Origin of the sequence: Burkholderia sp. BCC1993, assembly GCF_905339865.1 — a bacterium.
In the GTDB taxonomy this organism is placed as follows: Bacteria; Pseudomonadota; Gammaproteobacteria; order Burkholderiales; family Burkholderiaceae; genus Burkholderia.
In genome coordinates this window covers 309,545-325,095 of record NZ_CAJPGZ010000001.1, presented here as the reverse complement: position 1 = coordinate 325,095, position 15,551 = coordinate 309,545, and the positions used below count along the sequence as shown (strand labels likewise).

Below are 15,551 nucleotides of genomic sequence, written 5' to 3'. Positions count from 1 at the left end.
GCAGCGAACTGGCGTAGACTTCTCCTTTGCCCCCTCCCCCAATAATCGAAGCAAAAAAATGCCACATTCAGTCCTTTTCACAAAAGTGTTGATGGTAATCGGGAAGGTGTGGGAAGCCGTCAAGCCTAAAGCCCTAGCGCGCTACACGGTGTTAAAGGCAGAGCGAGATGCCTACGAGAGCGGGGCGGACCTCACCCCGGAGATGCAAAAGTCTTTTTCTGAGACGTACGGGCGGTTGCTTGGTGGGGCCACTGAAGACTCCGAACTGAACAAGCGTGTCGCGATTGTGGAGCGAGCGTTTTTCGTTCCGCCCCACCTCAAAACGCCAGCCATAAGAGAATGGCTATCGGGAAGTGACGTACGTGCGGCGTTCTTCGAAGTAGCGAAAGGGAAGTGTCTCCAAAGACAAGAGGATGCGTCGCTGCACGAAAATCTCGCTCAGTCGTATTCGGCACGGACCGGGGAGCGGCGAGAAATGGCCGGCGGCGCGATAAATGTCGTGGTCGATGGGCTGGTTGCGGGATATCGGGCGCGGTTTGAAGACCAGAGCAAACTCGTGGTCGAAACCGTCAGCGCGAAGGTCGAGAGCGTACAGCAGGGGCTGAGTCAGGGAATTGCCGGCGTTCACGAGCACTTGAACGCGTTGTCTCAGGACGTGGCGGGTAACCTAGGACAGGCCGTTGAGCCACTCGCGACCGCTGCGGTCGAGCAGGAGTTGGACAAAATACTTCAGGTGCGATTGTATGAACCAGCGACCAATCAGCGAATCCGCGCGCTGGCCGAACGGGTACGCGGTGGGGATTTGGCGGGTGCATCCCATGGCGCGAAGCAACAAGTTTACCTCTGGGCCACGAAGATTTTGTCTAGCGAAGACGGAACTCGCGGCGAGGCAACTGCCTACTTCGACCTAGTCGACAAGACCCACTGTAAAAGCGACGTTTCGGTGGTCTCGGCAATATTGCTGGCGAACGATGGCCGAGGAGACGCTGCGCTACAGGTTTTGCGGGATGTCTTGTCACCCGATGCTCGTGCCGCAATGATTTTCGTGCTGTCCAAGAGTCAAGGGTTCGAGTCCGCAGTCTCGTGGTATGAAAACCTTGAACCAGCACCGACGTTTCGCGACATTACTCCGGTCGGATGGTGCAGTCTTGCGACCGCCTACAGTGAGCTTGGGAGATGGGAATCCGCAATTGAAGTACTCGAAAAGGCGCGTCCTCTTGCCGGACAGTACGCGGATTTGCTGTTTATCGAGGGCATGTACCGTGCAGCGATGACCGTGCCAGCTGAACTCCGTCAGCAGGCTCTCGAAGGCAGTCTAATGCTTGGCAGCGTGCCGCAGCACGAAGACGATGCCAGTGAAGTTTGGCGGTCTGGCAGCATCGAGCTGCTCCGCAAGGCAGAGATTGAAATTGCCCCCATTAACGAACGTAGGGCGGAATTTGCGTTCTTCACGAGAATGTCGCTGGCTCTGAGAAGCAAAAACGATGCGGTGCGTTTACAAGCAGAGGAAGAACTGTCGCGTCTGGCCGTTGATAAGTCGCAAGCGGTTAAGCTGTACCCTGTTCTACGGCAATATGACAGGCAAGCCGACAAGGAATCTCTCATGTCTTATCTTGATGTCAGGGAGACGCTCGGAGGGCTCTCTGAGGACGAATGGGTTGCTCGATTCTTTCTGGCGCTCGATATCTTAGGTCGACCAGAAGATGCCCCAAAGCTATTGGATTTCCTTGAACGCCATCGCAGCGGCTTGAGCCGTGTGATACAACCTCGTGCTCTGACGAGTGTCAGAATAAAAGCGTTGCTGGCATCCGATGGTCAAGCGATTCGTGCGCGCGAGGAATTAGAGTCCAATCGAAGCGTGTTTTCTGCCGACCATGCTGCTCAGTTAGAGGCCGAAATCGCGGCGACGGAGGGCGAGGATATTCGACCCAGGTTGGAGCGCATCTATACAGAATCTCCAACGATTGTGAATCTCCATTTGCTCGTTGAGCACTTGCTGAAGGTTCAAGACTTCGTCGCGTTGGAGCCAAAGGCCCGGGAGCTTTACCAACTGGAGCGTGCGTTACCAAACGCTAGAATCGTCGTTGCATGTCTTTCTCACCGAACGAATCTGGACCCCAGAGAAATGGTTGAGTTCCTTGAAGCAGAGCACGACGTGGTCGGAAATGACCTGGAGTTGAAATCGCAGCTTGCCTGGAGTCTCCTGCAGTGCGGTGAGTGGAAAAAAGCGCGTGCACTGAACGACGAGCTTTTGGTAGCGCAGCCAAATGCCGAAAGTCACGTCGGTCTCGATATCAACATCGCAATCAAATCGGGTGACTGGGAGCACTTCGCCACAATATTCGACCGAGAATGGCCGCGGAAGAATAACCATTCTCCACGTACGCTGCTCTTGTTAGCCCAATTAGCCAACGATGGGCACGTGCCCACCGAGAAGGCATTTGAACTTGTTCGACTTGCAGCGGAAAAGGCATCCGATAGTGCGCCAGCACTCGTCGCGGCTTATAACGCTGCGGTGACCTTGGGCCGTGAGGATGAGCTCAGTGCAGCTTGGCTGCATCACGCAGCGGCGACAGACACATCCGGTGTTATCAAGCGAATCCCAGTTCGGGAACTGACCGAGGAGATTTTGCCCTCTCTACAGAAGAGGAATGAAAGCTTGTTGGACCATCTGCAAAAGAGCACGGCCCCAATACAGTTGATTGCATCGGTGCTCAAAATGCCGATTGCCAGGCTCTATTGCGCTATTCCTTCAGCAAACGAGAGGCAAACCGACGCACGTAAACGTGTCGTTCTTCCTTTCTTCGGCGCCAGACTGGAGAAATCGACGCTCGCTAACTGTGACCCAATTGGTTTCGATATCACGAGTATTCTGACGCTCACAACACTAGGTCTGTTCGATAGGGCGTTGGAGTTCTTTCAGCGTGTCCATATCGCGCCTGACACCCTGGAGTTACTTCTCGTCGAGAGCCGCCACATGCGATTTCGGCAGCCGTCGGAGTTGCAGCTTGCTCACAGCATACTTGCGGCGCTGCGACGCTTGACTCTCCGCACCGTCGAGGATGGTTATCAACCGCCAGACTGGCTCATTCAGGAGGTCGGACCGAGATTGGCGCAGCTATTGGAGTCCGCGAAAACCACCCAAGGTTTCGTCATTACTGCGTTTCCGGTATTTCGTGTCGGTTCGCTCAATGAGGCTCCGGCCAACTTGAGGGAATATCAGGGTTATGTGGTCTCCTGCCAGACGTACATCGATTTGCTGTTGCGAACTGGAAAGATTGCTCAGGCGATTGCGGAGAATGCCGCCTCGAAGATTACCTTGATGGATTCGGGGCCAAAAACCCAACTCCCAACTGCATCGCACGACACACTGTTCTACGTCGACGACGTAGCCATTCGCTATTTGCATCGGTCTGGCACTTTAGAGGCGGTAGCGCAGGCTGGTCTTACGCTCAGGTGTTCTCCTGGTTTGAAAGACGACCACGAGCAGTTGGAGGCTGAGGCGGATGAGCGAGAAAGTCTCGTGGAGATAATTGATTCTGCGCGCTCGGCGCTTAGACGTGCGCTGGAGGCAGGTAAAGTCAGTTTGATAGCGGAACGTCCACGAAGCGAGAAGCTTAGAGCGCTTCGGGACGGAGAGGCCGAAACGCTGCCTACGCTGCTAGCTTTTCTGCAGGCAGGACATCCCGTTGAGAATCTTGTTATCGATGACCGGTATTTCACCCGAATACCCGGTTTCGAGGATGAACTCGGAAAGCTCATTCATACTTACTCGACGCTTGACGTCATTGACTCCATGATTTCGGAGGGTTTTTTAAGCCCGGCGGAAGGCGCGCATGCGAGGCATCGCCTGCGCCTGAGAGGCGCGACGTATATCAACGTCGATGGCGGAGAGCTTGCTGGCATGCTTGACGCCTGTGGAGTGGGCAGCTCCAGTCTTCTTCGAGAGAGTTATGAAGTACGGACCCTTCGTCAATCTCTAACGCATGCCTGTGCGCTTGACACTGGGAGCGTTCAGGACCGTCAGTTCCTTCAGTCGATTTCCACGGCTCTTGTCGACACAATCGCTCGCTCGTGGGAAACAGCTGATGTCGCTCCGGACAGAGCCGTTGCGCTCACGAGGTGGGCATTGGACGGGCTTGGCAGGCCCCTCTGGACAGCCGTCGGTAACGGTCAAAATAATCCTCGGGCCGCTGCCCTCGAGATGGCCGCTGTAACCATATCCGGTTTGTTACTCAAGGCGACGTTTTGGCAACGTGACCGCCGGATGAAGTTCCAGGAACTGCTAGACGATGAGCTGCTGCAGCCTGCGGTGTACGCAAATCGTGACCTTCTGGGAAGGATTACCGCCCTTATCCAAGTGCAGTTGGATGCATTCAAGGCACTGAAGGATGAACTGGACGCAGACTCGAAGCAGCAACTTCACATCTTCGTCGCGCTGCTTCCCAGCCGAATTCGCGACTACTTGCAGAACGAACCCTCGATGAGCGACCTCGTCAGCGAGACCGTCGAACATGCGGTGCAGTTCGGTACGCATTCATTCACGGTCAGTGCTCTATATCAAGCAGCAAGGCGTACGGCTGAGGACGGGCTGAATGAATTCGACGGTTGTCGCATGCGTTTGGAAAGCGAAACGATTCTGGCTGAGCTCCTCGAAGATGGTACTTGGATGGGACTTCCGTTCCCAGAGCTCGCTGGGTTGATGAAGGATGAAGCTGCCCGTCTGGCCGCAGTACGCCAAGCGGTAAGCGAGCTTGGTCCAACATTTACTGATGGCGAGCGCATCATTGCCTCCGTAAGCAACGATATCTTAGCGGAGAGGGACTTCGACCTACTGCTCGAGGAGCGCATTAACGGCGTGAAAGCCAGATGGCTGAGGATACGGGGTGAGCGAGAGCGGCCCCCGGAGCTGAGCACTCTCGTGCCTGATAGCACCAGGTACTACGCTGCGCTTTTAGGTCCCGTAGAAAGGAGTCTCGGCTTCCCGGAGTATGCGGCCGAAACCCTGCTTCCGTACCGAACTCGGCTAATTGAGCGTGACCTCATTGAAGGTTTGCGTATCGCATGCTTGGGGTTCTTCGACATCATTTTGGCTCCGTCGCGGCTAGTTCAGCATGTTGAGAACGACGAGCTCTGGTTCGCCGTTCAGAGCTTGAAGGAACTTGGAGACCCATACACACTGCTTGGATTAGCGGAAATAGGGATTGTCCGTGCAAGCGACCCTAGGTTCGTACAGTTGGCGCGGGATTGCATCGAACGCCTCTGTAAAGAAGACATGGCCGGCGCTCACTTATTCGCCGCAGCGGCTTTGTTCAATAGGTTGGCACTTTCCGAGATACAGACACTGGATGATGCAGCTCTAGTACAGCCCCATTGGAAGCGCATGGCCGCCCGGATGCAGGCTGGCGTGATTTTGCAGGGCTATGGCAATCAAAATTTCATCATGCCGGCGTTGGAGTCATGGGTCGCGGAACATTTGCAGCCCACGCGAGTTGCCGCAGAGGTTATGGACCTCCACGTAGACCCCTACTACGCGGCGTCGTTGAACACCGCAGAGGCCATATGGGACAACGTATTCAAATTGCTCGTTACCGTGGGCGGAAATGCTGCAGATGGTGTGTTGAGCGATAAGCTGGAGAATCGAATAAAAGAGCTCGTGAATAGGCGTCTAAGTCAGAACTTCGCATCGTTTCACACCGCTGGCCCTTGCGGGAACATGCGCAATCGTCAGGAGGCGAAGCTGACCCCAGCAGAGACATCGAACGCCCGGGAGCGATTGGCTGAGTCTCCGTTCTCGCCAGTATGGAGCGCACTCGTTGCAACCTCACAAGTCATACATGTTGAGTCTGAAATATACGAAGCGGGAATGAATGGGCTTAGGGAGCTCACGTTGGCGGCGGACGATGTCGATTGGGACAACAAGCTTCGATGTGTCGCCGATGTGGCTCTGCTTGCGCTCATAGAGGCGGATGTAGAGTTGGCGGAGGTGGTACGCGACTTTCTCTTTCGCGTCGCGGGCGCTGCGACCAGCGACATCAGGTTGATGGCGCTTATGCATGCCCTATTTATAGCAGCAGGCGCGTTCCGGGACGCCGAGAAGCGCGCTACAGTGATAGAGGAGGCAACGAAGAATCTTTCGCTCCTCTTTTCTGCGGGAGGGCTTTCTCGCATGGCTGCGGAGGCGTTCCGAGCTTGTTCAAACCTCAGGCGCTGGTATTCTGGGCCCGCTTCTTGGGCCGAACTCTATGCTTTGAGCGCGGGCTGACTTGCGCTCTTTCCGGTCCATGCATGGCAAGGACTGGAAGGACTCGCCAGTCACATCACATGCGAGGGGGCTGCTCCATCTGGCCGCTGTGACGCTTAGGCCGGCGCATGAGCTATCAGAGCGCATCATGCAAATAAATGTCGCAGTGGGCGTCTCCCCAAATGTCGGCTTGTGACTCCTGCGACACTGTCTGTTAGACATCCACTCGGGCGAGACTTTTTTCGTATTTCACCGTTTTGCTTCCAACCCGTATTTTTCGACATATCCGGCGTCTCCCTGTACCGACTACGCGGTCCATCGGGATTTGGGTCGTTGCCCCGGAATTGTATTCACGGGCGAGCTGGCCGGGTCTCACTTGAATGTTCAGCTTTCTGAAGACCTCAGCAGCAACCATCTCGAATGGCGCTGCTGGTGCCAATGCGTTCGTGAATTTGTTGATACGAGTCTTGCAGTAAACACCTTGGCTGACACGTATCAGCCGTCCGTCACGGACCATTTTCGCGAGCACTCGGCCTACATGCGAGGCACTGCCGAGTGGTGCGACCTCCGCGCGCAGGACGACGACACTCTTCCGTCGTTTGATAGAACGAGCGATTCGGTCTTCAAGCTTCATGTGCTCCCCCTGCGGGGTGTTCATCGTCAAGAGGTTGCGTATATCCTGAGGCAGTCAAAGTATATGCGCTCGTGCCCTCTGGGGCCGTGCGAGACCTATGCCTGCCGGAATACAGGGGTTTCTTAGCTCACTATAGCGAAACCCGCATCATGCGATGCAAGGTAGGGTATGAGTCGACTGCGCTTTTTCCCTTCGGCCGAAACCATACTGCCGTTGCGCACTAGGGGCAATGCAATTACATGCAAGGTATGGCCAAAAGAGTTGCATCGGCTGATGCAGTCGAATGGTCGGTGGTCGAAGTGCTGACCCCATCAGTCCGACGTGTCTCGAGCTGACGCGCTATTCCTTGGTCAAGAATGGAAAGGGGGCTGAATGTAGCGCGCGGCGGGACACAGTTTTTCCGAGGCATCCCGCGCTTTGGCCGTGCCGAAATACCGTTGGAACAGTTTCACTTAAGCCCCGCCCGGCGGTCGTTTGCGGGAGTTTCAAGGGGCGTTAAGTGAAATTTCGTGTGTCGCGTTTAGTGAAACTATTCGAAGTTGCCACAGCCCGGCCCTCCGCGATATACCCTCACTCCACCGTCACCGACTTGGCCAGATTCCTCGGCTTATCAATATCCGTCCCCCGCGCGAGCGCGGCGTGATAGGCGAGCAACTGCATCGGCACCGTATGCAGGATCGGCGACAACGGCCCGTAGTACTCGTTGAGCCGAATCACCTCGATCCCCTCACTCGGCATCAACCCGCAGTCCACATCCGCGAACACGAAAAGCCTGCCGTTCCGCGCACTGACCTCATGCATGTTCGACCTGAGCTTTTCGAGCAGCACGTCATTCGGCGCTACCGCAATCACGGGCATTTCATTACTGACCAACGCCAGCGGCCCATGCTTCAACTCCCCGGCGGGATAAGCCTCCGCATGGATATACGAAATCTCCTTCATCTTCAGCGCGCCTTCGAGCGCGATCGGATAATGCATCCCGCGTCCGAGAAACAGCATGTTGTCGCGTCGCGCGAGCAGTTCCGACCAACCCATGATCTGCGGCTCCAGCGCGAGCACCTTCGACATCGCATCGGGCAGATGCCGCAGCGCACGCAGATGCTCTTTCTCTTCGTCATCGCTCAACCGCCCGCGCACCTGCGCCAGTGACAACGTCAGCAAGAACAACGCAACGAGCTGCGTCGTAAAAGCCTTCGTCGACGCCACCCCGATCTCGATCCCCGCACGCGTGACGAACTGCAGCGCGCATTCGCGCATCAGCGCACTCGTCGCGACGTTGCAGATCGCGAGCGTGTGCAGCATCCCGCGCTGCTTCGCGACGTGCACAGCGCCGAGCACATCAGCCGTCTCGCCGCTCTGCGACACCGCGACGACCAGCGTGCGTGGATTCGGCACGCTGTCGCGATACCGGAACTCGCTCGCGATCTCGACACTCGCCGGCAGCTTCGCGATGCTCTCGATCCAGTACTTCGCGGTCAGCGCTGCGTGATAGCTGCCGCCGCACGCGAGCAGCAACACCGAATCGACGTCGTTGAACACGCGCCACGCGCCGTCGCCGAACAGTTCCGGCATGATCGACCCGACATCGAGCAGCGTATCGGCCACCGCCTGCGGCTGCTCGAAGATCTCCTTCTGCATGTAATAGCGATACGATCCGAGGTCGGCCGCGCCGCTATGCGCGGCCACCCGCTGCACCGCACGCTCGACGCGCTGGCCGACCGCATCGACGATCCAGTAGCGATGCAGCTGGATATCGGCAACGTCACCGTTCTCGAGGTAAGCGATCCGATCGGTGATGCCCGACAACGCGATCGCATCCGACGCCAGGAAATTCTCGCCATCCCCGACACCGACGACGAGCGGCATCCCGTCGCGCGCGCCGACGATCCGGTGCGGCTCGTCGCGGCACATCACCGCGATCGCGTAGCTGCCGCGCAGTCGCGCGACCGCGCGGCGCACCGCGTCGAACAGGTCGCCGTCGTAAAGGTGATCGATCAGGTGCGCGATTGCCTCGCTGTCGGTCTGGCTCGCGAACACATAACCATGCGCCTGCAGTTCCGCGCGCAGCTGATCGCAGTTCTCGATGATCCCGTTGTGCGACAGCGCGATGCGCGCGTTGTCGTCGCTCGGCGAGAAGTGCGGATGCGCGTTGAGCGTGACGGGCGCGCCATGCGTCGCCCAGCGCGTATGCGCAATGCCGGTGTAGCCCGACAGCGCATGCGCGGCGATCTCGCGCTGCAGGTTGGCGACGCGGTCGACGCTGCGCGCGCGGGCCAGCGCGCGATCGCGATAGACCACGACGCCGCACGAGTCGTAGCCGCGGTATTCGAGCCGCTTCAGCCCGTCGACGAGGTTCGGCAGGATGTCCCGCTGGGCAACCGCCCCGACAATTCCACACATAGCGCGCTCCGTAAATGTCCTGTCTGGACCCGTGACAGCGATGGTAGAGGTGCATAGATGGAATTAAATTTCAAAATACGTCAACGAATGAAACGGACGGGCGATCGTCTATCATGTTGAAATTAAATTTCACACCCTGACCGGAAGGAGCCGCCCATGGCCGGCATCACGCTCGACGATCTCGACCTGCGCATTCTCGCGATCCTGCAGGACGACGCATCGGTGTCGAACCTGCAACTCGCCGAGCGCGCGCTGTCGTCGCCGCCGACCTGCATGCGTCGCGTGCGGCGGCTGACGGAGGCGGGCGTGATCCGCCGCCAGGTCGCGGTGCTCGATCCGGTCGCGATCGGCACGGCGGTCACGGCGCTGATCGAGATCAGCCTCGACCGGCAGACGGCCGAAGACTACGACGCGTTCGAAGCCTACGTGTGCGCGGAGCCGGCGGTCACGCAGTGCTACCGCGTGTCGCCGGGGCCGGATTTCGTGGTGGTGGCCGACCTGGCCGACGTCGCCGAATACGACGCGTTCGCGCGACGGCTGTTCACCGGCGCATCGAACGTCCGCAACGTGCGGACGTTCTTCTCGACGCATCGTGCGAAGTTCGAGGCGAACGCGCGGGTCGCGCATGCGATGCGCAAGCGTGCGTAAGCGCAGCCCATGACGCGGCAACGCGCGCCGCGGATCTTCATTCAGAACGCCAGCGACTGCTGCATCGGATGACGCTCCCCGCGCGCGAACCCGGCGCCTTCGAGCGACAACAACGCGCGTTTGCGTTCGATGCCGCCTGCATAACCGGTCAGGCTGCCCGACGCGCCGATCACACGATGGCACGGCACCATGATCGACACAGGATTGCGGCCAACCGCGCCGCCGACGGCACGCGCCGCGCTCGTCGGCAGCCCGACGCGTTCGGTGATGTCGCCGTACGAAACGAGCTCGCCGAACGGAATCGCGAGCAGTTCCTTCCACACGCTGCGTTGAAACGCGGTGCCGCGCAGATGAATCGGCACCGAGAAGGTTGCGCGCGTGCCGGCGAAATATTCGGCGACTTGTTCGGCAACCTTGCACACAAGCGGCGACGCGTTGCGTACGTCCGCGTCCGGTGCGATCGCCAGCGACGGATAGTATTTCTGGCCGACGAAGAACAGGCCTGTGAGCGCATCGTCCTCGATGCGGATGGCGATGTCGCCCAGCGGGCTCGGAATCAGATGAGCGGGAGTCATCGCGAAGCTTCTCCATGAAGGCGCCACACATGCAGCGCGGCATACGCGCGCCACGGCGCCCAGTGTGCCGCATGCGGCGCGGATGATGCGATGTGCATATTTGCCGACAGCGGCATTGATAGCCAGCACTCGCGCCGGGTAAAACCGCTCTAAGGTTTTGCCTTGATCGTGGTGCTTAAGATCTGCTATTGGCTGAGCCACATCGCCATGTCCTGCGCGTCCTTTGGCTTTGCACCCGCCTCGAATGTCGACATTCGGGAGCGGGACAAGGCCGACGTCACGGCCTCGATCACAACCTGGTTGTTTGACCTCACTTTGGGATTTAGCTACTATCGGCCTCACTAGCTACGGGACTTGTTGGCGAAAGCCTCCCCCCGTGGACATACGATAGTACTGAAGAAACCCGCCCCCGGCGGGTTTTTTCATTTCCGCCCTCAGTTCCCCAACTCAATCGCTAGGCTCTCAGGAACCCTGTGCGAGCCATCTGATAGCAGAGGGCTCAAGTTCCAGACGACTCTCTGAGCTGCCGCGTCCCACTTTGGATTGCCGCTTGGAAATACCACCTCGAGCCGGAAGATCGCTCCTGCTCGATGCGTTCCAGATATCGACTATTTCCACCCATCCTGACCACACGCCACCCTACCTGGCTTGTTGATATCTCGCGCGCTTCTCAGCGCAACGCGTGGCGACGGTGAGCGGCAGTTCGGCGCGCTGTCCTTTGGCAGTGCGGTTGCCAATGTTCGTTACGCGACACCCCACCACGCATCCAGGATCGAGGCGCATGCGACGACTGTAAACCATCCGCGCCGCCGATTCTGGCTGGAATCGGACATGTGTATCGACGCGCCGTCCCGCGTCGTAGCCCCGTTTCGCACGCGGAAAATTCCCGGAAAAACGGTTAATGCCACTCTGCGAAACAGTCATCTCTTTTTGCGCGGCCAATTTTGAGATGACTCATCGAAATCCCCGACTGACACGGCACCGGGCCACGCCCTATCCTTTGAAAAACGTTTTCCAGAACTCGACGGACGAGCGGCCGTGCCACGCAAGGGGCGGGCCGCCGCCCGCCCCGGCGCCCGTCGCCGGTCACGGACAGCACAATCCAGCGGCGCGACGGGCGCGACCGCGTATCGGAGACATTCATGCAATCCGCCGTCGTCGGTGCCGTGCGCACCGCGGCCAGCCGCTACCGCTGGACCGTTTGTGCGCTGCTGTTCTTCGCGACCGTCATCAACTACATGGATCGACAGATCCTCGGCCTGCTCGCGCCGATGCTCCAGCACGACATCGGCTGGAGCCAGGTGCAGTACGGCCGCATCGTGATGGCGTTTTCCGCGTTCTATGCGATCGGCCTGCTCGGCTTCGGACGCATCGTCGACTGGCTCGGCACGCGCATCTCGTATGCGGTCGCGATGCTGGTGTGGAGCATCGCGGCGATGCTGCACGCGGCGGTCGGCTCCGTGATGGGCTTCGCGGCCGTGCGCGCGCTGCTCGGGATCGGCGAGGGCGGCAACTTCCCGGCCGCGATCAAGACGACGGCCGAATGGTTTCCGCGCCGCGAACGCGCGCTCGCCACCGGCATCTTCAACTCGGGCGCGAACATCGGCGCGGTGTTCGCGCCGGCGATCATCCCGGCGATCGCGGTGGCCTACGGGTGGCGCGCGGCGTTCGTGATCATCGGCGCGATCGGCCTCGTGTGGCTCGCGGTATGGCTGGTGATGTATCGCACGGCCGACACGCGCGCACTCGCCGCGGAATACGACGAGCCGCGCGACGAAGCCGAAGCGCTCGACGCGGCGAACGCGGATGCCGGCGCGCCGCGCTGGGGCGAACTGATCCGCAAGCGCGAGACGTGGGCGTTCCTGATCGGCAAGTTCCTGACCGACCCGGTGTGGTGGTTCTACCTGTTCTGGCTGCCGAAGTGGCTCAACGAGTCGCGCGGGATGGACATGCAGCATATCGGCCTGCCGCTCGTGTGCATTTATGCGCTGACGACGGTCGGCAGCATCGGCGGCGGCTGGCTGTCGTCGGTGCTGTTGCGCGCGGGCTGGAGCGTGAACGGCGCGCGCAAGACGGCGATGCTGATCTGCGCGTGCTGCGTGCTGCCGATCGCGTTCGTGTCGCAGGTGCAGAGCCTGTGGATCGCGGTGCTGATCGTCGGTCTCGCGGCCGCCGCGCACCAGGGCTGGTCGGCGAACCTGTTCACGACGGTGTCCGACCTGTTCCCGCGCCGCGCGGTCGCGTCGGTGGTCGGCATCGGCGGGATGGCCGGCTCGATCGGCGGCGTGCTGTTCTCGGAAGTGATCGGCCAGGTGCTGCAACGCACGGGCCACTACTGGGTGCTGTTCGCGATCGGCGCGCTGGCCTACCTGCTCGCGCTGGCGATCATGCACGTGCTCACGCCGAAGATGAAGCCTGCGAAGCTCGATGCGTGATCGCGTGCCGGTAAACGAACGCGCCGCCCGGAGGCGGCGCGTTTTTGTTTGCGAAGCGACGAAGCGACGAAGCGACGAGGCGGCGAGGCGGCGAGGCGGCGAGGCGGCGAGGCGGCGAGGCGGCGAGGCGGCGATACGGCGGAAATCGGACGCGATGCGCGCTTCAACCCACCGCGGCCGTCGACGCGCGCATGATCAGTCGCGGCTCGAACGTCGAATAGCTCGCGTCGGTACGCCCGGCGAGCGCGTCGATCAGCTTCTGCATCGCGAGCTCGCCCATGTTTTCGCTCTGGATGTCGATGGTGGTCAGCGCGGGCGCCGCGTATGCGCCGTACGGCACGTTGTCGACGCCGGCAACCGACACGTCCTGCGGCAGCCGGAACCCGAGCGACGCCGCTTCCTTCATGAAGCCGAGCGCGATCAGGTCGTTGTAGCAGATCACGGCCTGCGGACGCTGCGGCCCGAGCATCACGCGCGAGCATGCGCGCTCGCCGGCTTCGGCGGTCGGCGCGTGCGCGTCGTGCACGTCGAGCGTGAGCCCCGCTTCCGCGAGACAGTCGCGCGCGCCCTGGATCCGTTCGTCGTTCACGCGCGCGGGCCCGAAGCCGAGGTACGCGATGCGCGTATGGCCGAGATTGAGCAGGTGACGCGCGAGCATGTAGGTGGCGAGCCGGTTGTCGATGCCGACGCTCGGAATCGGCAGGCCGGGGCTGCGCCGCAGCAGCACGAGCGGCTTGTGCAGGTCGAGCATCCAGCCGGCCTGGTCGTCGGGCATCCGCGTGCTGACGATCAGCCCGTCGACGCGCTGCGCGAGCGCCTCGATCAGCGAGCGTTCGCGCGCCTGGTTCTCCTCGGTATCGACGAGCAGCAGCGTGTAGTCGTGCTGGAGCGCGACGCGATTCGCGCCCTTGACGACGTTCGTGAAGTACGGATTGCTGATGTCGAGGATCACGAGGCCGATGGTGCGCGTGCGCCCGGTGATCATCGAGCGCGCGAGCGGGTTCGAACGGTAGCCGAGCCGCTCGATCGCTTCCTTGAGCCGCGCTTCGACGGTCGGCGAAAAGCGCTGCGTGCCGTTCACGTACTTGGAGACCGTCGCGACCGACACGCCGGCTTCCGCGGCCACGTCGCGGATCGTCGGGGAAACTTTTTTCATCGGAAGGGTAACGTTTTCGTTCGATTGCACCGGATTGTGGCAGAAAAAGCCGGCGTCCGGCCGCCGGCCGATATCGGGAAAGTGCGGATGGCTGCGAACAGGTCCAACCATTGACGTTCGACTTTTGTCCCGCGTATAGTTGGAAAACGTTTTCCGATTTTTGCCGGCGCCGCCGGTTTCGGGCAACGTCCAGGACACCTCAGAACAGATTCAAGGAGATTCGATGAACGCCACATCCACCGGCGCACGCAAGCCGTTCGGGCGCCTGCTGCTGACCGGCGCGGCCGGCAATCTCGGCCGTCAGGTGCGCGGCGCGCTGGCGAACTGGGCCGACGTCGTGCGCGTGAGCGACATCACCGCGCTGGGCGACGCCGCCCCGCACGAAGAAACCCGGGTCGTCGACCTGGCCGACCGGCCGGCGGTGATGGAACTCGTCGACGGCGTCGACGCGATCGTCCACCTGGGCGGCATTTCGGTCGACGCGCCGTTCGACGATCTCGTCGATGCGAACATCACCGGCACGTACAACCTGTACGAAGCCGCGCGCAAGCACGGCGTGAAGCGCGTCGTGTTCGCGAGCTCGAACCATGCGATCGGGTTCCATCCGGTCACGGAAGTGCTCGATGCCGATTCGCCGCAGCGTCCGGACAGCCTGTATGGCGTGACGAAGTGCTTCGGCGAGTCGCTGTCGCGCTACTACTTCGACCGCTTCGGGATCGAGACGGTGTGCCTGCGGATCGGCTCGTCGTTCGAAGTGCCGAAGAACCCGCGCATGCTCGTGACGTTCCTCAGCTATCGCGACTTCATCGAGCTCGTGCGCTGCTCGCTGCTGACGAACCGCGTCGGGCACGCGATCGTCTACGGCGTGTCGGACAACCCGGTGAAGTGGTGGGACAACACGAAGGCCGGCTTCCTCGGCTTCCGGCCGCAGGACAGTTCCGCGCAGTTCGCCGGGCTGTTCCCGGTGACGGCGCCGACCGCCGAGTACGACGATCCCGCGCAACGCTTCCAGGGCGGCGGGTTCGTCGTCGGCGAGCCGATGGAGCGCAACGCGAAGTAAGCGAGGCGGGCGGCGCGGGTCAGCGCAGGATGTCCGTCGCCTTGTGCCGCTCATCCACGCCGTCGATCAGGATCAACGGGCCGCTCGCGTGCCGCGCGCGCAGCGGCTGGATCTGCCGGTACGCGTCCGATTCGTACCACGCACGCGCCGTAGCGGGATCGGGAAACGCGATCGCGATCAGGTCGCCGCGCCACACGCCTTCGCGCACGTCGGGCTGGGCGCCGTGAATGACGAAATGGCCGTCGAACGGCGCGAGCGTGCCGTCGATGCGTTCGAGGTATTCGACGATGTCGTCGCACATTCGAACGTCGTGCAGGTGGGCGATGGCGTAGGCGGTCATGGCGGGCTCCGGGGTGTCGAGGCGATGCGTCGATCGGCGATCGTTCGTCGTTGATCGGT

The 15,551-nt window shown here is 60.7% G+C and carries 9 protein-coding genes; 4 read left to right on the top strand and 5 right to left on the bottom strand.

Annotated elements, in window-relative coordinates:
• The first annotated feature begins 58 nt into the window (after nucleotides 1-58).
• The gene (locus tag U4Y91_RS01475; RefSeq protein ID WP_321802758.1) at nucleotides 59-6,265 is read left to right on the top strand and encodes a hypothetical protein; all 6,207 of its coding nucleotides are present in this window, start codon (nucleotides 59-61) and stop codon (nucleotides 6,263-6,265) included.
• 193 nt (nucleotides 6,266-6,458) lie between these two features.
• On the opposite strand, the gene U4Y91_RS01470 is transcribed toward U4Y91_RS01475, so the two are convergent.
• Both U4Y91_RS01470 and glmS read right to left on the bottom strand, forming a co-directional pair.
• Nucleotides 6,459-6,902 (bottom strand): DUF6088 family protein, encoded by a 444-nt coding sequence (locus U4Y91_RS01470; RefSeq protein WP_321803150.1) that lies wholly within the window; start codon nucleotides 6,900-6,902, stop codon nucleotides 6,459-6,461.
• A 546-nt stretch (nucleotides 6,903-7,448) separates the two neighbouring features.
• Nucleotides 7,449-9,278: a glutamine--fructose-6-phosphate transaminase (isomerizing) gene (gene glmS, locus U4Y91_RS01465; RefSeq protein WP_321802756.1), complete on the bottom strand. Its 1,830-nt coding sequence runs from the start codon at nucleotides 9,276-9,278 to the stop codon at nucleotides 7,449-7,451.
• A 156-nt stretch (nucleotides 9,279-9,434) separates the two neighbouring features.
• Here glmS and U4Y91_RS01460 point away from each other — a divergent pair, with 156 nt between their 5' ends.
• Nucleotides 9,435-9,926, top strand: a complete 492-nt coding sequence (locus tag U4Y91_RS01460) for an Lrp/AsnC family transcriptional regulator (protein WP_006761025.1) — start codon at nucleotides 9,435-9,437, stop codon at nucleotides 9,924-9,926.
• 41 nt (nucleotides 9,927-9,967) lie between these two features.
• Here the strand turns inward: U4Y91_RS01460 and U4Y91_RS01455 are convergent, their stop codons facing one another.
• Nucleotides 9,968-10,501: a methylated-DNA--[protein]-cysteine S-methyltransferase gene (locus U4Y91_RS01455; RefSeq protein ID WP_321802754.1), complete on the bottom strand. Its 534-nt coding sequence runs from the start codon at nucleotides 10,499-10,501 to the stop codon at nucleotides 9,968-9,970.
• Between the two features lie 1,142 nt (nucleotides 10,502-11,643).
• On the opposite strand from U4Y91_RS01455, the gene U4Y91_RS01450 reads away from it, so the two are divergent.
• The gene (locus tag U4Y91_RS01450) at nucleotides 11,644-12,936 is read left to right on the top strand and encodes an MFS transporter (RefSeq protein WP_321802753.1); all 1,293 of its coding nucleotides are present in this window, start codon (nucleotides 11,644-11,646) and stop codon (nucleotides 12,934-12,936) included.
• Between the two features lie 163 nt (nucleotides 12,937-13,099).
• On the opposite strand, the gene U4Y91_RS01445 is transcribed toward U4Y91_RS01450, so the two are convergent.
• Nucleotides 13,100-14,203: a LacI family DNA-binding transcriptional regulator gene (locus tag U4Y91_RS01445; protein ID WP_321802751.1), complete on the bottom strand. Its 1,104-nt coding sequence runs from the start codon at nucleotides 14,201-14,203 to the stop codon at nucleotides 13,100-13,102.
• 112 nt (nucleotides 14,204-14,315) lie between these two features.
• On the opposite strand from U4Y91_RS01445, the gene U4Y91_RS01440 reads away from it, so the two are divergent.
• Entirely contained in the window at nucleotides 14,316-15,152 is an 837-nt protein-coding gene (locus U4Y91_RS01440) for an NAD(P)-dependent oxidoreductase (protein WP_321802749.1), read from the top strand.
• A gap of 19 nt (nucleotides 15,153-15,171) precedes the next feature.
• Here U4Y91_RS01440 and U4Y91_RS01435 read toward each other — a convergent pair whose 3' ends face one another.
• On the bottom strand, nucleotides 15,172-15,492 hold the full coding sequence (locus U4Y91_RS01435) for a DUF1330 domain-containing protein (protein ID WP_321802747.1): 321 nt from the start codon (nucleotides 15,490-15,492) through the stop codon (nucleotides 15,172-15,174).
• Between the last annotated feature and the right edge of the window lie 59 nt (nucleotides 15,493-15,551).

Coding starts and splice junctions, on each gene's coding strand:
- U4Y91_RS01475 (WP_321802758.1), top strand. CDS start 59: ATGCCACATTCAGTCCTTTTCACAAAAGTGTTGATGGTAATCGGGAAG.
- U4Y91_RS01470 (WP_321803150.1), bottom strand. CDS start 6,902: ATGAACACCCCGCAGGGGGAGCACATGAAGCTTGAAGACCGAATCGCT.
- glmS (WP_321802756.1), bottom strand. CDS start 9,278: ATGTGTGGAATTGTCGGGGCGGTTGCCCAGCGGGACATCCTGCCGAAC.
- U4Y91_RS01460 (WP_006761025.1), top strand. CDS start 9,435: ATGGCCGGCATCACGCTCGACGATCTCGACCTGCGCATTCTCGCGATC.
- U4Y91_RS01455 (WP_321802754.1), bottom strand. CDS start 10,501: ATGACTCCCGCTCATCTGATTCCGAGCCCGCTGGGCGACATCGCCATC.
- U4Y91_RS01450 (WP_321802753.1), top strand. CDS start 11,644: ATGCAATCCGCCGTCGTCGGTGCCGTGCGCACCGCGGCCAGCCGCTAC.
- U4Y91_RS01445 (WP_321802751.1), bottom strand. CDS start 14,203: ATGGTTGGACCTGTTCGCAGCCATCCGCACTTTCCCGATATCGGCCGG.
- U4Y91_RS01440 (WP_321802749.1), top strand. CDS start 14,316: ATGAACGCCACATCCACCGGCGCACGCAAGCCGTTCGGGCGCCTGCTG.
- U4Y91_RS01435 (WP_321802747.1), bottom strand. CDS start 15,492: ATGACCGCCTACGCCATCGCCCACCTGCACGACGTTCGAATGTGCGAC.